The organism is Sunxiuqinia sp. A32 (genome assembly GCF_052690465.1).
Genome location: NZ_JBQYLI010000015.1, coordinates 40,898 through 65,572 on the forward strand (window position 1 = coordinate 40,898; position 24,675 = coordinate 65,572).

24 protein-coding genes are annotated in these 24,675 nt (G+C 37.9%); 10 read left to right on the forward strand and 14 right to left on the reverse strand.

Translation table 11 applies throughout. The features are described from left to right. Positions 1–127: 127 nt before the first annotated feature. The 6 genes from ACUNWD_RS14965 to ACUNWD_RS14990 form a co-directional block, all read right to left on the reverse strand. On the reverse strand, positions 128–985 hold the full coding sequence (locus ACUNWD_RS14965; RefSeq protein WP_445588639.1) for an SDR family oxidoreductase: 858 nt from the start codon (positions 983–985) through the stop codon (positions 128–130). Between the two features lie 12 nt (positions 986–997). Beyond that, the gene (locus ACUNWD_RS14970) at positions 998–1,705 is read right to left on the reverse strand and encodes an L-2-amino-thiazoline-4-carboxylic acid hydrolase (protein ID WP_445588640.1); all 708 of its coding nucleotides are present in this window, start codon (positions 1,703–1,705) and stop codon (positions 998–1,000) included. A 116-nt stretch (positions 1,706–1,821) separates the two neighbouring features. Next, the gene (locus tag ACUNWD_RS14975; protein WP_445588641.1) at positions 1,822–4,473 is read right to left on the reverse strand and encodes a LuxR C-terminal-related transcriptional regulator; all 2,652 of its coding nucleotides are present in this window, start codon (positions 4,471–4,473) and stop codon (positions 1,822–1,824) included. A 161-nt stretch (positions 4,474–4,634) separates the two neighbouring features. Then, complete coding sequence (locus ACUNWD_RS14980; protein ID WP_445588642.1) at positions 4,635–5,270, reverse strand: hypothetical protein; 636 nt, start codon at positions 5,268–5,270, stop codon at positions 4,635–4,637. A 270-nt stretch (positions 5,271–5,540) separates the two neighbouring features. Then, positions 5,541–5,747, reverse strand: a complete 207-nt coding sequence (locus ACUNWD_RS14985; RefSeq protein WP_445588643.1) for a hypothetical protein — start codon at positions 5,745–5,747, stop codon at positions 5,541–5,543. 161 nt (positions 5,748–5,908) lie between these two features. Continuing rightward, entirely contained in the window at positions 5,909–6,982 is a 1,074-nt protein-coding gene (locus tag ACUNWD_RS14990) for a CNNM domain-containing protein (RefSeq protein ID WP_445588644.1), read from the reverse strand. A 125-nt stretch (positions 6,983–7,107) separates the two neighbouring features. On the opposite strand from ACUNWD_RS14990, the gene kdsA reads away from it, so the two are divergent. Then, positions 7,108–7,914: a 3-deoxy-8-phosphooctulonate synthase gene (gene kdsA / locus ACUNWD_RS14995; RefSeq protein ID WP_445588645.1), complete on the forward strand. Its 807-nt coding sequence runs from the start codon at positions 7,108–7,110 to the stop codon at positions 7,912–7,914. Positions 7,915–7,935: 21 nt separating this feature from the next. Then, entirely contained in the window at positions 7,936–8,349 is a 414-nt protein-coding gene (locus ACUNWD_RS15000) for a Dabb family protein (RefSeq protein WP_445588646.1), read from the forward strand. 153 nt (positions 8,350–8,502) lie between these two features. Here the strand turns inward: ACUNWD_RS15000 and ACUNWD_RS15005 are convergent, their stop codons facing one another. Both ACUNWD_RS15005 and ACUNWD_RS15010 read right to left on the reverse strand, forming a co-directional pair. After that, the gene (locus ACUNWD_RS15005; RefSeq protein WP_445588647.1) at positions 8,503–9,735 is read right to left on the reverse strand and encodes a nucleoside recognition domain-containing protein; all 1,233 of its coding nucleotides are present in this window, start codon (positions 9,733–9,735) and stop codon (positions 8,503–8,505) included. A 3-nt stretch (positions 9,736–9,738) separates the two neighbouring features. Beyond that, positions 9,739–10,785: a DUF6807 domain-containing protein gene (locus tag ACUNWD_RS15010; RefSeq protein WP_445588648.1), complete on the reverse strand. Its 1,047-nt coding sequence runs from the start codon at positions 10,783–10,785 to the stop codon at positions 9,739–9,741. Positions 10,786–11,057: 272 nt separating this feature from the next. Here ACUNWD_RS15010 and ACUNWD_RS15015 point away from each other — a divergent pair, with 272 nt between their 5' ends. The 4 genes from ACUNWD_RS15015 (at position 11,058) to ACUNWD_RS15030 (ending at position 14,763) form a co-directional block, all read left to right on the forward strand. Then, positions 11,058–11,519, forward strand: coding sequence for a hypothetical protein (locus ACUNWD_RS15015; protein WP_445588649.1), 462 nt, complete (start codon positions 11,058–11,060; stop codon positions 11,517–11,519). A gap of 152 nt (positions 11,520–11,671) precedes the next feature. Next, positions 11,672–12,823 carry a COG1470 family protein gene (locus tag ACUNWD_RS15020; protein WP_445588650.1) on the forward strand — a complete coding sequence of 384 codons (1,152 nt, stop codon included), beginning with the start codon at positions 11,672–11,674 and terminating at the stop codon, positions 12,821–12,823. Positions 12,824–12,826: 3 nt separating this feature from the next. Then, entirely contained in the window at positions 12,827–13,792 is a 966-nt protein-coding gene (locus ACUNWD_RS15025; RefSeq protein ID WP_445588651.1) for an ABC transporter ATP-binding protein, read from the forward strand. Next, positions 13,792–14,763 carry an ABC transporter permease gene (locus ACUNWD_RS15030; protein WP_445588652.1) on the forward strand — a complete coding sequence of 324 codons (972 nt, stop codon included), beginning with the start codon at positions 13,792–13,794 and terminating at the stop codon, positions 14,761–14,763. The genes ACUNWD_RS15025 and ACUNWD_RS15030 overlap by 1 nt, the downstream gene beginning before the upstream one ends. A 78-nt stretch (positions 14,764–14,841) precedes the next feature. Here the strand turns inward: ACUNWD_RS15030 and ACUNWD_RS15035 are convergent, their stop codons facing one another. Genes ACUNWD_RS15035 through ACUNWD_RS15055 form a run of 5 tightly spaced genes read right to left on the reverse strand, consistent with a single transcriptional unit; the run spans position 14,842 to position 20,207 of the window. Further along, positions 14,842–16,122 (reverse strand): DUF4861 domain-containing protein, encoded by a 1,281-nt coding sequence (locus tag ACUNWD_RS15035; RefSeq protein ID WP_445588653.1) that lies wholly within the window; start codon positions 16,120–16,122, stop codon positions 14,842–14,844. Between the two features lies 1 nt (position 16,123). Beyond that, complete coding sequence (locus ACUNWD_RS15040) at positions 16,124–16,924, reverse strand: gluconate 5-dehydrogenase (RefSeq protein WP_445588654.1); 801 nt, start codon at positions 16,922–16,924, stop codon at positions 16,124–16,126. Between the two features lie 26 nt (positions 16,925–16,950). Then, entirely contained in the window at positions 16,951–18,192 is a 1,242-nt protein-coding gene (locus ACUNWD_RS15045; protein ID WP_445588655.1) for a DUF2264 domain-containing protein, read from the reverse strand. A 16-nt stretch (positions 18,193–18,208) separates the two neighbouring features. After that, complete coding sequence (gene kduI / locus ACUNWD_RS15050; protein ID WP_445588656.1) at positions 18,209–19,051, reverse strand: 5-dehydro-4-deoxy-D-glucuronate isomerase; 843 nt, start codon at positions 19,049–19,051, stop codon at positions 18,209–18,211. A gap of 1 nt (position 19,052) precedes the next feature. Then, positions 19,053–20,207: a glycoside hydrolase family 88 protein gene (locus tag ACUNWD_RS15055; protein WP_445588657.1), complete on the reverse strand. Its 1,155-nt coding sequence runs from the start codon at positions 20,205–20,207 to the stop codon at positions 19,053–19,055. Positions 20,208–20,348: 141 nt separating this feature from the next. Here ACUNWD_RS15055 and ACUNWD_RS15060 point away from each other — a divergent pair, with 141 nt between their 5' ends. Further along, positions 20,349–21,374, forward strand: coding sequence for a LacI family DNA-binding transcriptional regulator (locus ACUNWD_RS15060; protein WP_445588658.1), 1,026 nt, complete (start codon positions 20,349–20,351; stop codon positions 21,372–21,374). On the opposite strand, the gene ACUNWD_RS15065 is transcribed toward ACUNWD_RS15060, so the two are convergent. After that, positions 21,371–21,823 (reverse strand): YybH family protein, encoded by a 453-nt coding sequence (locus tag ACUNWD_RS15065; RefSeq protein ID WP_445588659.1) that lies wholly within the window; start codon positions 21,821–21,823, stop codon positions 21,371–21,373. The genes ACUNWD_RS15060 and ACUNWD_RS15065 overlap by 4 nt on opposite strands. Positions 21,824–22,144: 321 nt before the next feature. On the opposite strand from ACUNWD_RS15065, the gene ACUNWD_RS15070 reads away from it, so the two are divergent. The 3 genes from ACUNWD_RS15070 to ACUNWD_RS15080 are packed head-to-tail and all read left to right on the forward strand — an operon-like array spanning position 22,145 to position 24,628. Next, positions 22,145–22,375 carry a DUF2061 domain-containing protein gene (locus ACUNWD_RS15070; RefSeq protein WP_445588660.1) on the forward strand — a complete coding sequence of 77 codons (231 nt, stop codon included), beginning with the start codon at positions 22,145–22,147 and terminating at the stop codon, positions 22,373–22,375. 4 nt (positions 22,376–22,379) lie between these two features. Then, entirely contained in the window at positions 22,380–22,832 is a 453-nt protein-coding gene (locus ACUNWD_RS15075; RefSeq protein WP_445588661.1) for a precorrin-2 dehydrogenase/sirohydrochlorin ferrochelatase family protein, read from the forward strand. An 8-nt stretch (positions 22,833–22,840) separates the two neighbouring features. Further along, positions 22,841–24,628, forward strand: coding sequence for an assimilatory sulfite reductase (NADPH) flavoprotein subunit (locus ACUNWD_RS15080; RefSeq protein ID WP_445588662.1), 1,788 nt, complete (start codon positions 22,841–22,843; stop codon positions 24,626–24,628). Positions 24,629–24,675 lie beyond the last annotated feature (47 nt).

Sequence of the window (24,675 nt, forward strand, 5' to 3'; positions counted from 1 at the left end):
GTTTTAAATTATTATAGAATTGTATCTGAGATTAAAGGAAATTAGAATCCATAGGTAGAGACCATAAAATGTCCATTTGAATATTTGAAAAAGCACTGTTGAAATCAAGCTTAATAACTTCATTGGTTTATTTATTTTTATGTTCTTCGAAATAAGCTCCGAGAGTATGTGTACCATATTTCGGAGCTACCATATCCATTGAAAGTACGGTAAAGAAAAATTCCATTGGACCATATTTTTTGGACGATGAAAAGCTTCTTGCAAGCCAGAGCATCGATTTGCGCATCCATTCCGGCATATAACTTACTTTAACTTTTTTATTAAGGGTACTGAAAGCTATTTCAACCATTTCATTATGTGTTAAAACTTCAGGGCCACCAACTTCAATTGTCTTTTCATTAGTATTGATTGCATTAACACAAACTTCTGCAAGGTCTGCACCATGAATGGGGTTCATCCTATAATTTCCATCACCAAACAGTTCTGCTTTTCCTTTTTTTGTCATTTTCAGAAACTCGGCCATGTCGGAGAAAAAGCCATTTGGGCGGATAACGCAATAATCCAATCCACTTTTTTTAAGTTCTTGAACAAATAATTCTTTTGCATGGCACATCTTAAGATTGGTGAGCTTATCCGCATTAAATGCTGAAACATAAATGAATTTCTTAACCCCTGCTTTCTTTGCTTCATTCAGAAGGTTCAGATTCCCCAGGTAATCTACATCCATGTACGTGAGGCCATCTTTCTGTTTGGTAATGCCAACTGTACTGATTACTGTATCGACATCGTTCATTAAACCAGTAAGTGAATTTGGTTCGGTTACCTCTGCAATTATGCTTTCTGCATATTTGGAGTTTAAAGAAATTTTATGTGGATTTCTGACAACTATTTTGGCATTGTATTTTTGCCTGCACAATTCATGAGCAATGTATTTGCCCAAATAACCGGTTGCTCCGGCGAGTAATATTTTTTTATTGATTTTCATGGTATGTATTGTTTATTTGTTTTCAAATTCCTTAACCGGAGCAGTTCCTTTTCTGTAAAATTTAAAGTGACAACAATCACCTCCTTTTGCAAGTGTGCAATGTCTTCTAAATTCACTATTTGTTGCCTCCTCAATCAAAGGATATCCCGCTAAATCATGTTCACATCCCAAGACATTCAGTTCAGGGCAATCTATTGCTCCAAATAAATCAATGTTAAGACATGTAGTCACTTTGAATTCAAGTAAATCTTCAGTTTCATGGAATCCATCATGTTTCCAGGTTCCTAACCGGTTGGTTGTAGTAAACAATGCCTTGTTCATTTTTTTATAATTATCAAAAACGTCTCCTTCGCAATTTACCAGGTCATTTACCTGATATATTGCAGGTATTGAAATTGGGCCCATATTTCTTATCAGGTTAATCATAAACTCCTGGGCATTTTCTCTACCTCTTCTATCTGCTATAGCAGAAAAAAGAGAACCCATTATGGTTAATTGGGTTACCCAAATTTCATCTACACTTCTTGCCTTTTTAATAACATCAGGATATTCTCTGGTTATTCTTTTGGAGTGTTTTTTCATACTTAATACCAGACCGGGAATTCCAAAGATCCCGAACTCTTTTCTTAATAGTTTGAATACTATTTTCATTTGTTTTTTTTCAGCTTCTTTAGGCATTTCTAAAGCCTTGCCGTACATTTCTAATTTTTCTACTTTCATTTCAATTTAATTTTTGATTAAAATTTCTTAGTCAAAGTACGGGAGGAGTGGGCAAAAAAAAATCATCCCTGAGGATGATTTGGAAGGATGAATTTGCGAAATAGTGGACTTTTGTTTTAGTGTAACAGCCCTTTTTCTTTCGCTATTGAGACAGCTTCAGTTCTGTTTTTTGCCTCAAGTTTTAGCAGGATATTTCTAACATGAGTTTTAACTGTATTAATTGAAACATAATTAGCCTCAGCAATTTCCTGGTTTGTCAGGTTTTCAGCAATAAGTTTTAATGTGTCCAGCTCACGCATGCTCAATGATTGGTCTGAAGTAAAGGCAGGCACCTTTTTCCCTTTCTCAAAAACGCGCAACAGTCTGTTTATATACTCTACATCTAATTTATTGAACTGGGGATCTGCTTTGGTGCTTGCCAATTGTTTGATCTGTTTTAGCAAGGTTTCTATTTCCGAACCTTCAATCATATACATTCGAATCAAGCCTGCACTTTGAGTTCGAAGAATTGCTTGCAGCAGATAATTGATAGCTTCATCCTCCTGATGAATCAGGGAATGAGCTTTCGCCTGAAGAATCTCAACCTCGGAAAGTAATCCATAGCCCTTCTCAGCCTTTAGCTCTTCTGCAACTTGCTTTAGCATATTTATAGCATCAAGGATTTTCCCTTCTACAATTTGATACCGTGCCCTGCTAATAGTATACAGAATGTATTCGAAGGCATGGTTTTTATCTGCTACAATATCTTTTTCAAACAGGTGTTTAAGTTTATCTTGTTTATTCGTCATAAGGTACAATTTGCACTTTAACGAATCCGCCAGTTCACTTAGGTATTTCGCAACCTGTTTGTAAGGTATGGCATCCAGTTCTTCCACAATGTTAATTGCCTTGTTATAATCTCCTGCCAAATAATAAGCTTCTGCGAGCAGATAGGTACAACTTGTAATAAAAAGTTGGTTCGTTGATTTTTTTGACAAATCGTAGCCACGAACGCTTTTTTGAAGCCCTTCTTCAATTTGATTGATATGTATCAGAAAATTACCAACCTTACAGTACAAGATTGAAGATAAGAGATCCGTACTAAAACTATTATTTGGGCCAGTTGCATTCAATTTGTCCAGCAAATCCTTACTTTCCGTATAAGCCCCGGAAAAATCTCCCAAAGTCCATAATACAAAAGAAGATCTGATCCGGTTTACCATTTCAAAATAGATAAGTTGGGGCGTTGTAGCTCTCGTTGCTGCCTGATCAAAAGACTGATAACTTTTGGTTAACTCAAATCTAAGACGATGAATTTCTCCCAGAGACAGATAAGCAAGTATATTCCAATAATCAACATCTTCCTTAATATGCCTGAGTTCTAATTCAGAATAGGTATATACAGATTCAATATCGCCGGTTAGTACTTTCAGATTATTGATACAGACATGGACCATTGCTAATTCGGCCTTGTTGGTGGTGTGGTTTTGTAGCAGATATATCAAACGTGCTGCCTGCTCGATGTATCCCGACTGAAACAGAATCCAAAAATAGTTTAAACAAAGATTTACATTTTTAATTAGCTCCTCGTGCGTAAACATTCCTCCAAATCGGAGTATCGTTTGATATTGTGAAGTTTTCCACAGTTGATCAATAACATCGGCAAAATGATTTAATGCCTTGTTTTTATTTCCGGCAGCAAGTGCATGCTCCAGGGCAAAAACGAGTTGATCATTATTTTCAAACCATAAGCTGGCACTGGCATGAAGTTCGGGGATTCTATCCTTTAATTGTACTTTAAGCCGATGCTGAAGCAAACTGGCAAACAGATGATGGTAACGGAACCAGTTCCTTTCATTGTCTAAGGGAATAATGAACATGTTATTTTTTTCAAAAAGTTCAATTATTTCTTGTCCATTAGTAATGTTAAGCACATGATTGCAAAGAGATGCATTAAACTGGTTCAATATAGAGGTACATAAAAGAAACTCCCTTAGCTCTGGGGATTGTTGTTGAAGAACTTCCTCAATCAGATAATCCACTATATGCCGATCATCACCTTTGAGTTTTTTAACATATTCACTAACATCCTCTTTGCCTTGCAAGGATAAAGCAGTTAGTTGAAGCCCTGCAATCCATCCTTCTGTTTTTGATTCCAGATTTTGGGCATCTTCAATAGTCAAATTGATATCTAAACTCTTTTTAAAAAAATCATAGATGTTGTTTGCATTAAAACATAAATCGGATAAGCGTATATCTGAAACCAACTGCTGACTTCTTAAGCGTGCCAATGGGATTGAAGGATCTGAACGGGTAATAAGTACTATATGAATATTGTCGGGTAAATTTTGAAGCAGAAAAGAAATAAGTTGGTTGATTTGCTGGTTTTCAATTAAATGATAGTCGTCGAATACGATGTAGAAATGCTCCTGTATCTCGTACAGATCGTTGATAATATGCGAGGCAATGGTTTCAAAAGTAGGATTGCCATTGGATTCCAGCAGTTTTAAAGCTTCTGTTCCAATGTTGTTATAAACCGACTGAATACCTGTAACCGTATATAGTAAGAAATTAGTTATATCATTGTCTGATTTGTCAAGGTAATACCACAAGTATTGCAAACAATTATGGTCAATCCATTGACTTATCGCAGTGCTTTTACCGTAGCCTGCAGGTGCTGAAATTAACGTTAATTTCTTTTCTTTACCATTATCCAGCTTATCAATTAGTTCCTTTCTAACGATTAATTTAGAAGTCGGGTTTGGTTTATTTAGCTTTGTTTTTAACATCTATGCAATTTAGTAAAAATCAACTAATTCGGTTCAATAGTTTGCGTAGTTGGTATCCATACTCTGAAAGGGGAAAAAGCAATTGTATGGAAGTGTAGTGGCAGCGTTGGGAGGGATTGAAACACATTTTATTGTGAAATGTCATTGTTACCACACGTTTTTTATTTTACTTTTAATATTATCATACCATAATGATATTCGCCAACTCCCAAGCTCGCAGTAAAATTTCTAAATAATCTTGAACAATTCATTTCTCCATTTACCGCATTCAATATTTGCCGTACAGCAATTATATTGATATTGGTTGAATCTTGATAGTTATTATTCTCTGGCTCCCAATAAAAATAAGTCCGATTTACATTTGTCGTTTTTATCTCGAACGTGACAGAGTTTCCATCGCAGCCAAACACGTAACCATCAATATCTCTAGAATCTGGAAGTGTTTCAATATTCTGGTTTTTGAATTTCTCAAAGAGACTTTTTGTCGTGTTTTCTGGGATTTTTAATTTTTGACTAATGATTTTATTTTTCTTGCCGTTTCGAACAACTTTAGTCACGTAATTAACTAGAGTTCCATTAACCAGCGAATTTTCTGTTGTTACAAGTTCAATTACCTGAAAGTCGTCAAACCAGATTCTATATACTTTTTCATTCTTAAATTCCTGAGGAGAATAAAGTTCTAATATATCTTTCATGGCATATGCAAAATTCTCGTTCTGACTAATAGTCGTAGGTTGCGCATTAATCCAAATTGGCAACAGAAATAAGGGAACGATATGTAGTATTTTATTCTTCATTCAAAATGTGTGGTAACGTATTATTTAATGAAGTATTTTCAGGGAGAGCTTGTGTCATGATTTTGTGTGTTTGGGTTTATATTAAAACTACCACAAGTTAACAAAATCATACAGGAAACAGAAAAGTTTATTTAAACAAAAGATTGTTATTCATTAGCAACGCGTACAAACGTACAAGTATAGAAACTCGACAATTGGAGTCGTGTACGTTCGTATAAAGCTCGTTCATGTGAAAAATTGGGCAATGTATGTTTGTATAATCATTGCCTGTCAAAAAGACGAGCAATGTACGTTTGTACAAATGGTGTCCATGCTAAAAGTGGAGGCTTGTACGTTTGTACAAAGCCTGCCTTGATGAAAATTGGTGCAATGTATGTTTGTGAAAATTTCCCTTGTGAAATAGCCACCTTTTGCTAATTGCTTTGCTACTTCAAAACCAATTCCTTTATTTGCTCCTGTAATCAATACTGTTTCCATTTTTTAAATATTTAATTGTTTACAGCACAAATGTCTTAAGTATTTCATTTTCTGGTGTAACCAAATCTGACTTCGTTGTAGCCAAAAGTGAATGGTGGCTTTTATTTATGAATTTTGCCCTGTAGAACTTGAGATGACAAAAAAACTACAAATCATTCACCCTACTTTTTCTTTTTGGAGTTGCGTAAATCAAGGAACCGATTTTTTAGGGTCTGGGATCGGATTCGCCACTTTTCACGGGCATGAAGCTGCATGTCAATCTTGTCATCGCGCTCATCAATGATTTCTCTTCCCAGGATGGTTTCAATAATATCTTCCATGGTCACAATTCCCTCGGTCGATCCATATTCGTTTAAAACCAGCGCAATGTGTTCGTTTTTCTCGATTAACAGATTGAATAATTGGGAAACGGTAAAGCTTTCGTAGCAGGTAATAATTTCTCTCTTAATTTCTTTCAGTTCAATCTTTCCCTGGTTGTCCAGTAACTTTTCCATCAGCTGGTACTTGAGAATATAGCCGGTTATTTCATCAATACTCTCTTGATAGACGGGGATTCGAGAATAGGCAAAAAACTCTTTTCGACTAAAGAAGTCCACCAGTTTCATGGTTTCGGGTGCTGTTGCTAAAACGGTTCTGGGAGTCATGATCTCCTTCACTTTTAATGATTGAGTGAGCAATGTATTATTAATGATTTTTCGTTCATTTTCATTAAATACTCCTTCTTCTGCTCCCAAATCAGTTAGTACTGCAATTTCTTCCCTGCTTAAAATTTGCGGATTCTTTTCCCGCGAAAATAACCGGGTAAGCAATCCCGAAACGACAACCAGTGGATACATCAGAACAATGATTACATCCAGAATATACGCCGTTGGCTTTGATAATTCACGCCAGAAAGTGGCTCCAATGGTTTTCGGAATAATTTCAGAAATGAACAGGATAAGTAAGGTTAGAATAGCTGAAATAATCCCAAACCACTGGTTTCCAAAAATAGCGACTGCCTGCGCTCCAACCCCTGCCGCTCCAATGGTATGAGCAATGGTATTCAGCGATAAAATGGCAGACAATGGCTGGTCGATATTGTTTTTAAGCTTTCGTAATTTAAGGGCTGAGTTCGATCCAGTTTTGATATGACTATGTATGTAGGGGAGCGGTATCGAAAGAATGACAGCTTCGAGTATCGAACACAAAAATGAAACACCAAGAGCGAGAAACAAATATAAAATTAGCATTGACATCGGTTCTTCCTTTTTTATTTACTAATACTTAATTTGATGGAATATAGTTCAAAAGGTATAACAAAAACAGGATTCAAATCTAAAAATAGTAGGCTAATTTGTATCTTCGCAAAAAAACATAGCAAATGATTCCAAAATTAAAATATAGCGGTCAGAACTTTTTGTTATTGGCTGGACCATGTGTCATAGAGGGCGAAGAAATCGTTTTTGAAATCGCTGAAACTATTAAAGCTATTTGTGATGAGTTACAAATTCCTTTTGTTTTTAAGGGCTCGTATCGAAAGGCAAATCGCTCCAGGCTTGACTCGTTCACTGGAATTGGTGATGAGAAAGCGCTTGGCATTTTAAAAGCTGTAGGGGAGAAGTTTGACATTCCAACGGTTACCGATATTCACTCGGCTGAAGAAGCAGCTTTGGCTGCTCAATATGTTGATGTGTTGCAGATTCCTGCTTTTTTGTGTCGACAAACTGATTTATTGGTTGCTGCGGCAAAAACCGGAAAGGTAATCAATATTAAAAAAGGTCAGTTCCTGTCGGCAGGCTCCATGAAGTTTGCGGTGGACAAAGTTCGCGAGAGTGGAAATGACCAAGTGATGCTGACTGAACGCGGAACTACGTTCGGCTATCAGGACCTGGTGGTTGATTATCGTGGAATTCCTGAAATGAAGGAAAACGACTGTCCTGTGATTCTGGATATCACTCATTCTTTGCAGCAGCCCAACCAAACATCGGGTGTTACAGGCGGCAAACCTGAATTAATCGAAACCATTGCCCGTGCTGGTATCGCTGTTGGTATTGATGGTATTTTCATCGAAACTCATCCAGATCCTGCCAATGCAAAATCTGATGGTGCAAACATGTTGAAGCTTGATTATTTGAAAAATCTGCTGACCAAGCTGGTTAAGCTAAAACAAGTAGTGGATGTTCTATAACTACAATGAAAAGTATACAGGATGAAAAACAGACGAAACTTTTTTAAAAAACTAGTTGCAGGTGCCGGATTCGTAAGCCTGTCATTTATGTCGAAAAAAGTAGATGCAACAAATCTTAAAATAGATATGGAACATGGTTTTATCCATCACGTATTTTTTTGGTTGAAGAATCCGGAAAATGAAGCCGATTGCAAGCGGTTCGAGGAAGGTGTCAATATATTGATCACAGTTCCGCAAATTAAAATAAGTCATGTTGGTAAAGCCGTTGAATCTCCCCGTGATGTGGTGGATGATTCATTTACTTATTCATATATGGCAGTGTTCGATAGTAAAGCCGACCAGGATGACTACCAAGTTCATCCAACCCACCTTAAATTTGTTGAAGAATATGGCGATTTATGGGAAAAGGTGATTGTTTACGACGCGATGAACTAGGAAGCTTTTAGTTGATAGCCATTAGCTTTTAGTTTCTAGATTTCAAATACTGGATATTTTCAGCTTCGTATTATTGGTTAAGAGATTGAAACAGGACGTATAAATTCAGTTTTTTATAATTGATCATTGTACTTGATAATTATCCATTGACTATTAGTGAAAGAACAAATAGCCCATTAGAATTGCTGCAATAATACCGGTGAAGTCAGCAATAAGCCCACAGGCGAGGGCATGTCTTGTTTTTTTAATTCCCACAGCACCAAAGTAAACAGCCAGAATATAAAAAGTCGTATCTGTGGCTCCCTGTACCGTACTGGCAACTTTTCCAACAAATGAGTCTGCTCCATAGGTTGACATTGCATCTACCATCATTCCTCTGGCACCGCTACCACTAAGGGGTTTCATTAATGCGGTGGGAAGAGCAGCAATAAAGTCTGTATTAATACCAACTTGTTGAAAACACCAGGCAACTCCCTGAATAAACCAATCCATTGCACCCGACGCTCTGAAAACACCAATGGCAACTAATATTGCGATCAAATAGGGAATAATTTTTATTGCAACTTTAAACCCATCTTTGGCTCCTTCAATAAACGCTTCGTAGATATTTATGCGCTTTCGCATTCCCAAAAGAATAAACAGGATTATTACAGTAAAAAGAATCAAGTTACTTGAGACATTGGATACTGTCGTAATTTCATCCTGACTTAGCGACGAAAAATACCAGATTAATCCGGCAATAAATGCAGTTAGTCCGCCGAGATAGGAGAGTATTGTTTTGTCGAGTAAGTTTATTTTTTGATAATAGGAAACAGCAAGTAACCCCGCTAGCGTTGAAAAGTAGGTTGCCAGCATAATAGGAATAAATATATCGCTTGGATTAACAGCTCCCAGCTGGGCACGATAAACCATGATACTAATTGGTAAAACAGTTAAGCCTGATGTATTTAAAACCAAAAACATGATTTGTGCATTGGACGCAACCTTTTTATTTGGATTCGTTTCCTGCATTTCTTTCATGGCTTTTAGTCCCATGGGTGTTGCTGCATTATCCAGGTTAAGCATATTTGCCGCAATATTCATCATTATGGAAGCATGTGCAGGATGTTCTTTGCCTAATTCCGGAAAGAGTTTGCGAAAAAATGGTCCAATAAATTTAGAAAATACATGTACGACTCCACCTTCTTCTCCAATTTTCATGATTCCCATCCATAGCGTAAGTACACCAGTTAATCCCAGGGAAATTTCGAAACCTGTTTTGGCCATATCAAAAGTAGAACCAACAATCGCTGGAAAAATTTCAGTGTCACCAAAAATGATTAGCTTGATTAGACCTACAACAAAGGCAATTAGGAAGAAAAAAATCCAGATATAATTTAACGCCATGTTTTAGTTTAAAGTTTGTTTTTCAAAATCTAAAGTCAATTTGTCGATTTCATCATTGCTTGCATATTCTCCAGAGATAACCACAAATCGATAGTTAAAGGTAATTGATTCTCCTTTTAGCATCGAAAAATTCAATTCATTTTTTCCTTCGTTGAATATTCTCTGGCCAAATGGATTAGCTGCAAATAGTCCATATGGGCGTGCATTCCAATAAGTTGGGTAGCCTAAATTGTCAGGATGATCAATAATGGCCAAGGTGATTTTTTCATTATTCACCTTACCGAAAAGTTTCATCCACCGGGCACGTGTGCCCCAGACATCCGTTCCAGAAATACCTTCGCTACTCAGGTAATTGCCATTTGCAGGTTGATTTTTGCCAACTTTCATTTTTATGATTCCACCATTTATGTTGGTCAGTTCCTGAATTCCCTGTTCCGGAAGTTCCAACTCCCTGCAAACACGAATTGCGAATAACCCGTCGTTGTCATCATTAAAAACCACGGTATCCAATAGGTTGGTTAACTTTGTCGTACGATCAATTATTCGGTAATTGTCATCTACTTTAAAAGTGTAAGTAGTTTCTTCATCTAGCATTGGTATCCCGTTTTCTGAAATCCACTGAGAGTTTACAATCAGCTTTGCAGAACTTTTTTCTGAGTAAATATTCTTTATTTCTCTATGTTTTATTCGACCTAATTGTTCTCTGTATTGTGAGGGAATTGAATTGGAATTATTCCAGAAATCAACTCCATTTACATTTCCATAATTTAGCCAGGTGCCGGTATGTGTTGGATGATCCACTCTTTCACCTGATTTTGAATCCCATGGGAACGAACGTGTTAGATGATTTCCTTGCTCTGAGATAACAGGCCAAAGAATCGGTTTAATAATACTTGGAGCATATAGATAGGAGGTAAATAAGTTGTTGTCAATCATGACATCAATTTTCGATTCCTCTGGCTTTTCAATATAATTAATTGTCTGTCCGTTCGAAACACCATATGCCAGAACTAGTAAAATGATGTAACAGAGTTTTACGATATCCTCCATCCCAGTTATTATTCCTTTTTTTTGTGAATCTACAAAAAATGGATGATTAAACTTTATTTCGTTTGAGAACAAAGTAAGGGGTAACGAGCATTTTCTGGGTTTTTTATCTTCTTAAAAAGGCGGAAACACAAATCTACTAGGTAGATGGTTAAAAATTGTCAAATCTCTTAAATAGTGTTAAAAGTGCGTTTGCGAATATTCATACATTGCAGGATTTTTTAATTTCGTTCTTTCGAAAAACTAATTATTAGAACAAAAATAAGTTGAATTCGATGCTTAATAGGAAGAACTTTAAAAAACTGCCAATTAACGTGATTTTGACTTCTGATGGCAAGTTTTATTTCGAAGGTATTTCTCTCCTTCGGGGACTGCACAGACAAATGGCAGGGTATTGTTTAAGAATTTCAAGTGTTTTCGTTTTATTTGTTGGAATAGTTTCCCTACTTGGTTTGGGAAGCAGATCCAGTCAATTTTTAGAACAAAATCACTTGAACCTGTTGTCTGTTGAGACTGCTCATAGCTTACCGATGATAGAACCATTGGCTATTACTGCAGACTTGGATGAAACCAGTGATGTTAGTATGGATGTTGAAGCTGAGAACGTGCCGGGTTCTTATTTGTCAGCTGAAAAAAATAAGCAAAGGTATAGTGGTAGTTTCAATTTTTCAATTCACCAATCCATATTTGCGTTATTATACGATTTGCCTCCACCTTATGCCGTTTTGCAATCGTAGATCCATTACATTTTTTCATTTTCAATTTTGTTGATCAGAAAATCTGTGCAATAAAATAGTGTACAGGTACTAGAATTTATTGAATAGTTTACATAGGAAATTATTTGTGAAACAATAATTATCGAAGTATAACCATAAAATGAAGGATTCTTATGAAACGTATGAAATTTCACATTAGGTTTATGTTGGCAGTATTGTGTATTGCCTCGCTTTTTCAATCAGTTAATGCCCAGAATAAAGATGGTTTGGAGCTTTACACCCCCTACACGAAGATATCCGTGTCACCAGGAAAATCGGTGAGTTATTCTGTTGATTTAATTAATAACGGAAGCCAAACTAGCAATGAGTTTATTTCGGTTAGCAACATTCCCCGCTCGTGGAATTATACACTCACTGCTGGTGGTTATGATGTTGATAAACTTGCCGTGCTGTCCGGTCAAAAGAAAACCCTGACATTAAAAGTTGATGTACCTTATCAGGTTCGAAAAGGAAATTATACTTTCTACATTAAGGCAGGCGATGTCGTTAAGCTTCCGGTAACAATTAATGTTTCAACCGGAGGATCTAACGAGTCTGAACTTACCTGTGACCAGAAAAATATGGAAGGAACTTCCAAATCGAGTTTCAATTTTAAAGCTGTATTGAAAAACCGAACCATGAGCAAGCAACAATATGCTCTGATGGCAGAGGCGCCACGAGGCTGGAGTGTTGCAATAAAACCAGCCTATCAGCAGGCAACGTCAACAGAGGTTGAAGCAAATGGCACAAAAGATATTACCTATGAGATAAAAGCTCCGGCTTCAGTAAAAGCAGGTACCTATAAAATTCCTGTGAAAGCGGTTTCCGGCTCAACTTCGGCAGGGACTGAATTGGAAGTGGTTATTACCGGTACCTACGAAATCGATTTAAATACTCCCACCGGATTGTTGAGTGCAAAAATTACTGCTGGAGGTGAGAAAAAAGTGGAGTTGAATGTTTTCAATAGCGGTTCTGCAATTCTAAAAAATGTTACGCTTTCAGCTGGTAAACCCAAAAATTGGGAAGTTACTTTCGATCCAAAGAAGATAGAAGACCTGGAGCCGGGAAAGACCGAAACGGTTTACGCAACTATCAAAGCTGATAAAAAGGCTATTCCTGGTGACTATGTATCTAATATAACCGCAAAAACGCCTGAAGCAAGTTCTTCTGTTTCTTTCCGCATCATGGTTAAAACACCAATATTGATGGGATGGTTGGGGATTCTGATTATTATTGGTGCTATTGGAGGAGTTGCGTTTTTGTTCAAAAAGTATGGAAGGAGGTAAGCCATGGCTGATCCAATTATTCAACTTACAAAACTGACAAAAAAATATGGCGATTTTACAGCTGTTGATGGCTTAAACCTGACTGTTCAGAAAGGCGAGATTTTTGGTTTGCTTGGTCCAAACGGCGCAGGAAAGTCAACTACTATCCTAATGATGTTGGGTTTGAGCGAACCAACTACGGGAAATGTTGAAGTCTGTGGTATCAATTCAACAACCCATCCCATCAAAGTGAAGAAGAAGGTGGGGTATTTGCCCGAGGACGTTGGCTTTTACGATGACAGGACTGGTCTTGAAAACCTGGTATTTACAGCTCGTTTAAACGGAATAGCCATTGAGGATGCTTTGGAAAAGGCGGAAGGTTTACTCGAACGTGTTGGGCTTACTAATCAGAAAGACAAAAAGACTGGCAAGTACTCAAAAGGTATGCGTCAACGGTTGGGATTGGCAGATGTTTTGATAAAAAGTCCAGAAGTGATCATTCTGGATGAACCAACTTCTGGAATAGACCCTAAGGGAATTCAGGAGTTTCTAAGTTTGATTGCGGAACTTCGTGATGAGCATGGGGTGAGTATTCTTTTTTCATCCAACAATCTTCACCAGGTGCAACAGGTCTGCGATCGTGTCGGAATTTTTGTCGAAGGGAAGCTACTTGCCGAAGGAAATATCGATTCGTTATCCGAACAGCTTTTTACTAAAGGGCGGTATTTGATTGAACTGGGAATTGCCGAAAACAGGAGAGAGCCGGATAATCCGGTTACAGTAGAAAATTTGGAGAGAATATTTGAACCTGTTTCGGGTATTGAATCTGTATCAAAAGAGAATGAGCTTTTTCGTATTGAATGTGAAACGGATATTTCATCATCCATTGCCAGGAAGATCATGGAAAACGGGTTGGAATTGCATTATCTGAATAAAAAAGAATACGGCCTTGACGCTATTTATAACCGATATTTTGAAGGAGGTTTGTAATGGAAAGTACAGTAGATATTAAAACGTTAAACCCATTTTGGGTCATTGTAAATAAAGAAATAGCCGATACGGTAAGAAGCTGGCGTTTTGTCCTGATGGTTGGGCTAATTTTACTAACCTGTATGGGCTCACTTTACACAGCACTCACCAATTTTTCAGAGGTTGTTCATAGCAATACGGGAGATGATAGTTTCTTTTTCCTGAAACTGTTTACTATTTCGGATGGAACATTGCCTTCGTTTATTGTTTTTATCAGCTTTTTGGGGCCCTTGCTTGGCATCAGCCTTGGCTTTGATAGTATTAACTCTGAACAAAACAAAGGCACACTTAGCCGTTTATTAGCGCAACCCATTTATCGCGATTATGTGCTAAATGCAAAATTCGTTGCTGCGCTGATTGTATTAAGTGTTTTGTTTTTTGCCTTGAGTTTTATGGTGCTGGGCTTTGGCCTTATTTTTATTGGTATACCGCCAACTGCCGAAGAATTTTTGCGAATTATGGCTTTTGCAGTAATCAGCATCATCTATGTTGCTTTTTGGTTGAACTTATCTGTTTTGTTTTCTGTAAAGTTTCGCCAGGCTGCTACATCAGCTTTAGCCGGAATCTCGATTTGGCTGTTTTTCACCATTTTTTTTAACATGACTGTTAGTCTAATCGCTAAAGGGATTGCTCCGTCACCTTATTCACACGAATCAACCATTATTGGTTTTGAACGACTGGTTCAGAATATTATGCGACTGAATCCCAGTCAACTTTTTTCGGATACCACTTCTACTTTGTTGGTGCCGTCGGTGAGGAGTTTGGGACCGTTGACGATGGAACAAATGAGTGGTGCTATTCCAAGCCCATTGTCATTGGATCAAAGTCTGATGTTGGTTTGGCCACAGGCAACAGCATTGATTGCTGCCACCATTGTGTTTTTTGCAATTGCTTACCACACGTTTATGAGAAGGGAGATACGATCAAGATAGGCGCTTTAAAAAAGAAAGGCTGTCATCAAACTGACAGCCTTTCTTCATAATATATTGCTTTCTATAAATCAAAGCTTCTTAATTGATATTGATAACCACCGGATTACTAATTTTATCAGCTTCATTTGCCATGTATTCTTTAAAATTGTCAATCTCATTCCATTTTGAATTTTCCAATCCCCAAACTGCAAAAAAGAAATGCTGAGCTGGAACATCATTCTTCACTCTTTGTGCAACGTAGTAGGTTTGAGAAATCACCTGACTAAAATTCTTTTCAGGAACGGTTTGATAACCTAGCGAATAGAAGTCGATATTAGTTGTTTGGCCAATTTTAGTAGTTTCAGCAGCAGGAAGCATTACAGCCATTCCAAGTTCATCATTATTTAGCGATTGTTTGTCAAGCGTTGCAATTGCCTGATAGTCATCATTTGCATTAAACTGGTAGGGTTTGTTTTTTAGCATGCTGGTCACGATTCCGGTTACCAATTGTTTTTCACCCTCAAATCCAGAAACAGTTACATCCGACTCAAACCAATACTTTCCCGGATAAATGCTGATCCGTTCAACAGCATTCAGCTTTTTGCCTGTAACATTCCATCCTTCATATTTCAGATCAAAAACCGAGCGAACAGGGCCTTCAATAATTTTCTGGTATTCAAAAATATCAGTCGAACCTAAACGATAAAGCGAATCATTTTCAAGCATAGCCAGTCCTCCTGCACCAAGGGAACTTCCACAGTGTAATACATCCATTCCCCAATCTGCCAGTTCATGATAGCTACCCATTTCTGGAGTGTGCACTTTATCGGCAATCATTACAGGTTGTAGTTTGCCGAAAAGGTCTTTGGCGCTTCTGCAGTCAAAATAGATGCGGAATCCAAATTTGTCATTTTCCCAGGTTACTCCTTCGCCTTGTGGGATGGTTGGAAAACCAGCCAGCCCAACTGGGGCGACAGCGTGATCAACTTCCTTCCATTTTTCATCACCAGCAGGCATTCCCAATCGAAGGTTCGTCCGTTTTTTAAAGGCAGGATAAACATCGATAGATATAAGTTCCAGGGTCAACCCAACAGTTTCATTTGCTTTTAAATCAACCGTAAATGCCAACTCATCCCAATTGCCATCACCATCCATATCATCAGCTTGTGAAGGGACTAGTTTATCAGCATTTTTCAATACTGGAGCCAAACCCTCGGCGATCGTGCCAGTCATGCTTTCCACTTGTGCACGATCCAGAACAATTGTTTCATCCACCCGATCAATGCCCAACGGATTTTCCAGAACCAATACAGGATCTTTTTGACAGGATTGCGCTGCAAAAAGAGTTACTGTGATGAATAAGAAATACAACTTTTTCATATTACTCTGGTATATCGTTTTCACCTTTCACATAGCCAAAATTGGCTAATATTCCACCATCAACATAAAGCACATGTCCATTTACGAAGTTGCTTGCTTGTGATGCCAAAAAGAGTGCAGCATTACCAACATCTTCAGGTTCTCCCCAACGTCCGGCAGGAGTTCTCATCATCACCAAATCATTAAATGGATGCCCACCTTCACGGATAGGAGCTGTTTGTGACGTAGCAATATAACCTGGACCGATACCATTAATTTGTAAATTGTATTTTGCCCATTCGCAGCACATGTTGGCTGTCAAAAGTTTCAACCCACCTTTTGCAGATGCATACGCAGAAACGGAATTTCTTCCGTAGACACTCATCATTGAGCACATGTTGATAATTTTCCCACTTCTTTTTTCTATCATCTTTGGGGCGACTCTTTTTGCAACAATCAGAGGAGCTACCAAATCAACATCGATCACTTGTTTGTAGTCAGCAACTGCCATATCCAGAATTGGGATACGCTTGATAATTCCTGCATTATTGACAAGAATATCAATGGCACCAACTTCTTTTTCAATAGCTGAGATCCCTTTGTCAACATCCTCTTCGTTGGTTACATCAAAAACGACGGTAAACACATTAATGCCAAATTTTGCATATTCTTTTTTGCAGGAATCAAGTTTGTCTTGTGACAAATCATTCACACAAATTTTGGCACCTGCATTCCCCAAAACTTTACCAATTGCCATTCCGATACCGTGTGTTCCTCCTGTGATTAGGGCAACTTTCCCTTTTAAATCAAATAAATCATTCATTTATATCAGTTGTTTATTTTTTTATTTTAATCTTTAATAGCATGATCGGCTGGGAAATTTTCCCCAGACCATATTTTTTGCGATGTCCATTTGGTAGCTGGATCAATCCAGAATGGATCGTTCGGTGGTAGTCCAAGTGCTAATAATCCAACACTGCATAAATAAAGGCTTCCAGTTGAGATATATCCTTCAGCAATGTCTGGCTGATGTCCGTAAAAACCAATTTGTAGCCATCCATTTTTATCAAAAACTCCTTCTGCTTCGTACATATTTTTGATTACTGCAGACAAAGCGCATCTGACTTGAGCTGGTTGTAAACTCTCCGGTAAATAATGTTGCAATGCCATTTGCGATAAATGTTGAAAAGCTCCAAAGCGATAGGGGAGTGATCTTCCAATTGCGGGAAATGTTCCTTCCGGAGAAATCAGTTTTTCTTGTATCTCTGCATAGCGTTTAGCTCTTTTCAATACAATTTGATAGGTTTCTTTGTACCTGTCGCTATGTCTGTTTGCTTCCTTCAGAACATCAAGCAGCATTGGTTGAATCACATAGCTATTGTAATAATCCCAATGAAACTGTGGTCCATCGCCATATATACCGTCTCCGACATACCACTCCATGTGTTTCTTTACTGCAAGGTCAACACGCATGCCATCCCATTCTTCACCTGCAAATAGCAGAAATGCCTCAACCATTGCGCTAAAAAGCAACCAATTATTGTAAGGGGGAACAATTACCCGGCTACTTTTCATGGCTTCAACCAAATTTGATTTCGCTACAGAATCTAACTGGTGCCACAAAGTATCCGGAGCGCGAAGAATTGCATGCGCCAAAAATGCGGCATCAACTAACGGTTGTCCGCCTTCAGTGAAATTCATAAAATCTGGTGATTTTGGATCCACTGCAATTTTCATGCTTCGTTGCGCCAATCTGATGAAATGTTCACGTTGCTTTCCCTCTTCGGATGAATCTGGCCCTAACTCTAACCATGGTGCCATTCCTGCCATTAAGCGGCCAAAGGCTTCCAAATAGGTTACTTTTTTACGATCGGCCAGACGCCCCTCTTTACACTCGACAGGCATTTTTTGCTTAAGCTCTCCTTTGCTTAAAGCTTCCAATAGCGGTGATGCAATTTCTGTTAGCACTTTCACCCAGTATTTTCGGTTGGGTAAATCTGTTTCTGAGAAAAGATCATTCGCTTTCAAGCTTTTCGCAAAAGGCATTATCCCCAGCAATGAAAAATATTTAAAGAGGCTGCGTCTTTCCATGATTTATAGAATTGAATTATCTTAATTCATTCGGTTGTATAACATCCATGTCGGTATAATCAAGGTTTTCACCAGCCATTCCCCAAATGAAAATATAGTTGCTGGTACCTGCAGCTGAGTGAATAGACCAGGTTGGCGAGATTACTGCCTGTTCATTCTGCATCCAAATATGGCGGGTTTCCTTGGGCTGCCCCATGAAATGACAAACAGCTTGTCCTTCTGGAACATCAAAATAGAAGTAAACTTCGTTTCTGCGGCTGTGTGTATGCGCTGGCATGGTGTTCCAAACGCTTCCTTCCTTCAACTCGGTCATTCCCATTTGTAATTGACAGGTTTCAACAACTGTATTGATCAGTAACTGATTAATGTCTCTTTCATTGGATGATTTTAGTGACCCTAAATGCAAGACGTTTGCATCTTTTAGTGTTACCTGTTTGGTTGGATATTCTTTATGGGCAGGAGCCGAATTGATATAGAAATGTGCAGGAGCTTCTGTGCTTTCAGATTTGAAAACTACCTGTTTGCTTCCTTTTCCAATATACAAGGCATCTTTAAATGCTAAAATATATTCTTTACCATCTACTTCAACAGTTCCGGTTCTTCCAACATTGATAATACCAACCTCGCGTCGTTCACAAAAATAATTTGCTTTTAGCGCATCAACAGCATCGAGGGACAAAGCTTTGGTTGCGGGAACTGCTCCTCCAACAATATATCGATCGATATGAGAATACACCAGGTTGATCGAGTCATCTTCCATCACTTTTTCAACCAGAAACTCTTTTCGTATTTTTTCAGTATCATACTTTTTAAAGTCTTCAGGATGATACGCATAACGTTCTTCAAATTTAATACTCATACTATCTGTTTTTTAATTGTTTTTGTCTGTTTAATGCTTCAAGATAATAATAATCAGCGTAATTAAGTGGTACGTTAATTTCTGAGTTTCCTGGTTTGTGGCCAACAGAATGCATCAATAGGAAGCCACCATTACTACCAATCTTTGCCAGATACTTTTCAGACGACAAGCTGTTGACAATTTCATCAGCAATTGAAAAGTATTTTTCGCTATTGTCAACGTAAGCTCCTAATTCGTAGAACGCAGAGGCAATTAATGCGCCTGCTGATGCATCTCTTTCTTCATCAGGGATATTAGGTGCATTATAGTCCCAATATGGAATTTTATCAGCTGGTAAATTCGGAATAATAAAATCAGCTATTTTTTTTGCAGTTTCCAGGTACTTTGGATCTTTTGCAAACCGATAGCACAGGGTGTAGCCGTATAATCCCCATGATTGACCGCGTGCCCAGGCTGATTCATCCGCATATCCCTGGTGTGTTTGTTTAACTTCAGGATTGCCGGTAATCGTATCGTAGCTTACCACATGGTAGGAACTCATATCTTCACGAAAGTGATTTTTTAAAGTTGTATTGGCATGGGTGATGGCGAGCTCTTTGTATTTGGAATCACCGGTGATTTCTGATGCCCGAAATAACATTTCGAGATTCATCATATTATCAATAATTACCGGGAATTGCCATTTCCCATGATCCCATGATTTGATACAACCAACAGTTGAGTCAAACCGGCTAATTAAACTTTCTGATGCCTGAATAATAATATCTTTATATGCATCAATTTGAGTATGACGATACGCATTCCCGTAGCTGCAATATACCATGAATCCGAGATCATGTGTTGTTCTTAAATTTTGAATACCATCCAATTTCTCCGTATTGTCAATTGCAACATTTTTCCATCTTTCATCACCCGTCAAGTCATACATGTACCAGTAAGAGCCAGCTGGAAATCCACTACACCAATCTCCTTTGTTTATCATCTTATAGCCATTTTCTTCATTCCAGGATCGGGGCACTTTTACAGGATCATGTGTGCTTTCAATTAATACGTTTAGCTGAGCAGATAGATTATCTATCAATTTAGAATAATCCATTTTATAGTGATTGCAGGAAATTACCGACAGGATCAAACTTAAATAGAAAAAGTATTTCATAAATGTAAATTAAGGGTTTTGTAATTTATTGATTGGTGCAAATTTATAGTAAAGAAATTAAAAATGCAATCGATTGCACATTGTTTTGAAGTCTAATGTCTTTTTGAAAAATAATTGTCATATTTGTGTATCCAAAGAAAAATGAAGAAGACATCAATAACCATCCACGATCTAGCTAAGGAGTTGAATATTTCAGCGTCGACAGTATCTCGGGCACTGAAAGATAATCCGCGTATTAGCAAAGCCACAAAGGAAAAAATTAAGGCTCTTGCGTTGAAACATGGGTACCAGCCTAACACAATTGCTTCAAACCTGCGAACCCAGAAAACCAATACAATAGGTATTGTGGTTCCGCTAATCAATCGACATTTTTTCTCTACGTTTATCAGTGGGGTGGAAGATGTTGCATTTGAAGCAGGTTATAATGTGATTATTTCTCAATCAAAAGATTTGTTGGATAAGGAAAGCAGAGTGATACATTCGCTGTTTTCAAGTCGGGTAGATGGATTAATTGCTTCATTAAGTATGCAGACTAATCAGTTTGATCATTTTAATTTGTTTGCCAATAAGAATATTCCCATGGTATTTTTTGACCGTGTGGCACCAGATTTTCCAGCTCATAAGATTCTAGTCGATGATTTTAATTGTGGCGTTTTGGCTACGAGACATCTGATTGATCAGGGCTGTAAGCGAATTGCCCATTTGGCAGGACCAACTTCCTTAAATACCTATCGCGACAGGATGAATGGCTACCTGGAGGCATTAAAGAATAATAACCTACCGATTGTTGATGAACTAATAATTTACAATCAGCTGACTCGCGTTGATGGGCTAACAGCGATTAAACAACTGTTGGCTTTGGAGAATCCACCAGATGCTGTCTTTTGTGGTAACGATACATCAGCATTAAGTATGATTATGTATTTGAAGGAGAAAGGAATTCGTGTGCCTGAGGACATCTGTATTGTCGGTTTCAGTAACGAACCATTTTCTGAAGTGGTCACTCCCTCAATATCCACAATTAAGCAACCGGCTTACGAAATGGGAGTAAAGGCAGCAGAATTGACTATTGGTGAAATTGAACGTAAGAAACCAAGCCATATCTATCAGGAAATAAAAATGCCTATTGAGTTAATTATACGCGAGTCATCATTACGTAAGCATTAATCCCATACAAATTTCCATTCACCGTTTTCCTGTTTTTTCCAGACGGTATGAAAAATACCTGTTGTTTTCGTTTCCTGTCCGATCGAATCAAGCTGAGCTAACGTGTAATTTCCGTAGGTGTATGCTAAATCTCCAGAGCTGGAAACATCAATGAAATCTGGTGACCACTCCAGTTTTATAGAATCCCATATTGGATTCTCAAAGTATTTAGACAATGATTCCTTTCCTTTTAAAAGTTGGTTTCCTCTGCTTAAAACGACATCATCTGACGCGTAAAAATTGAAAGCAGCACCAATGCTTTCTTCATTGGCCATTTTAGAAAAATTCAGCTCCGTTATTCTTACTTCTTCCCTGTATGATTCCAACATATCATTTGCAGTATTTTGGGAACAGTGCGTAAACAGGGAAACGAAAGCAATTAATAGGAAGATTATTTTCAATTTTTTCACAAGCATAACTTTCATATTATTAGCAGGTTGATAATTCTTATTTAGATTTAATAAAAAATAAACATGACTTTTGCTTTGTTTTTAAAAACTTGTTCCTATTTTTGAGCCAAGATTAAAGCAAAGATATCTGAAAAATGAATAAAAATACTTCTGTAAATAAAATGATGAATGTTGCACCTACCATGATGATGATGTGTATGTGTAGCTATTGTTTTGTACAGAAGGATAAAAGTTGATGAGATAATATTAAACTTATTATAAAAGAGAAGCCCTTCTGTACATGCAGAAGGGCTTTTTTTATGGTTTAAAATCGAAAATACGATGAGAGAAAAAGCATACCGAAGCGTTGTAAAAACCATTTCGTGGAGGACCGTTGGAACGATAGATACTATCATGATCGCATGGCTTGTAATCGGTAAGCTTGAGTTTGCTGTTACGATTGGAGGAGTTGAATTATTTACCAAAATGGTACTGTATTACTTCCACGAAAGAACCTGGAACAAGATCAAGTTTGGAAAGATTGAAGAATCAGATATCGAATATCAAATTTAATAGGATGAAGAACTTTTTACCCATAGCAATAAACATAGCGGATCAGAAAATCCTGATCATCGGTGGTGGGCATTCAGCCTGGAGCAAAATCAAAATCCTTCAACGGTTCGATGCCAATATTGAGGTGATTGCGCGGGAGGTTTCCGAAGAAATTAAGCAAAGCGGTATTCCATATAAGGAAAAGGACTATGAAAAAGCTGATTTGAGGGGCTACCTGATGTTTTACTCCTGCACCAATAACCCGGAACTTGATCAGCAAATTGCTGAAGATGGGAAAGAAGCTGGTGTGCTGGTGAATATCCATGATCAACCCGACTTGTGCCAATTTGTGTCACCGGCAATTTATCAGGATGGAGATATCAGGGTTGCAGTTAGTTCGAATGCAAAAGACGTATTTGCCTCCATTCGCATTAGAAATGAGATCAAAGAATATTTAGAAAATAAAATCCATAATTAGAAAAAGATATGAGTTTGAAGTTACACCCACTTAACGAAACACAGCTGCAAGCGCTAGAGCAATTAAGCTTTGGATTGGAAGCGGAGCAGTTGATTTGGCTGAATGGATACTTTCAGGGATTAGCTGGTGCCAGATTGAATGGCACTTCTGAAAGTAAGAATGAAGTTGCCGAAACGTTGGTTCAGAAATTACCATTAACGGTTTTGTATGGCACGCATACAGGGCGTTGCGAGGGACTTGCCAAAAAATTGTGTACTGCAGTCGTAGCTAAAGGTATTGATTGCAAGGTTCATCCAATGGACGATTATAAAGCCAAGCAGTTGAAAGAAGAGAAAAACTTGTTGGTAATTGTGAGCACTCATGGTGAAGGTGAACCTCCGGAAATGGCTGAAGATTTTCATGAATTTATTACCGGAAAACGCGCCCCCAAATTAGAAGGTTTGAATTATTCAGTCTTGGCATTAGGAGATAAGAGTTACAAACTGTTTTGCAAAACGGGTATCGATGTTGATGAAGCATTGAATAAAGCAGGAGCAAATGAAATTTTTCCAATTGTAAAATGTGATGTTGATTTTGAGGAGGATGCTGAACAATGGATTAACGGAGTAACAGCAGAATTGGAAAAGTTAGCGCCAAAGACATCTGTAAATGTTGCTGAAGTTGTTAAAACAGAAAGTGCAGAAACAGTCTACACTAGAAAAAATCCATTTAAAGCAACTGTTCTGGATAAGACGAGAATTACTGGTCGGGATTCAGATAAAGAAGTTTATCATTTGGAGTTGTCGCTGGAAGGTTCCGGAATTAAGTATGAGCCGGGCGATGCATTGGGGGTTATCGCTCAGAATCCACCTCAATTGGTTGAAGATATCGTAAAATCACTTGGTGTGATTGACAGTGAAGTTGTTGAAACGCGTATTGGTAAGCTGCCTTTTAATGAAGCTTTGGAGCATCATTACGAAATAACTTTGTTAACCCGTGATGTGATTCAAAAATATGCGGATAAAACCGGAATAGAAGATGTACTGAATATCCTTGATAATGAAGAGAAACTGGACCAATATCTTTATGGCCATGATCTACTCGATCTGCTTCATGAATTTCCTTTTAAGATAACAGCGACAGAATTCCTTGAAATACTAAGACCACTTCCTCCAAGATTGTACAGTATTTCATCCAGTCAGGAAGCTGTTGAAGATGAGGTGCATATTACCGTTTCTCGGGTGCGTTATGAAAATAAAGGCAGAGAGCGCTATGGTGCTTGTTCCACGTTTTTGGCAGATCGGGTGGAGCTTGATGAAGAGTTGCTGATTTACATCGATAAAAATCCAAATTTCAGATTACCACAGAATGGAAACCCAATCATTATGGTTGGAGCTGGAACCGGAATCGCACCTTACCGCGCTTTCATTCAGCAACGCGAAGCAAATAACTTAAAAGGTAACAGCTGGTTGATTTTCGGAGAGCGTCGTTTTTCATCAGATTTCCTGTATCAGCTTGAATGGCAGAAATACCTCAAGAAGGGTTTCCTCGAGAAAATCGATTTAGCGTTTTCCAGAGATCAGAAAGAGAAAGTTTATGTGCAGCATCGTTTACAGGAGCAGCAGGAAGAGATTTTTAAATGGTTGGAAAACGGAGCTAATTTCTACTTGTGCGGTGATATGAAGTACATGGCTAAAGATGTGATGTCTACCTTGTTGGAGATCATTCAGGTTCAAGGAGGAATGACACCCGATAAAGCAAAAAAATATTTCAAAAAACTCAAAAAGGAAAAGCGCTTTCAAGCGGATGTTTATTGAGCTTTTAGCTATGAGCTACAAGCTTAAGAATGCCCTGAGGGGGCATG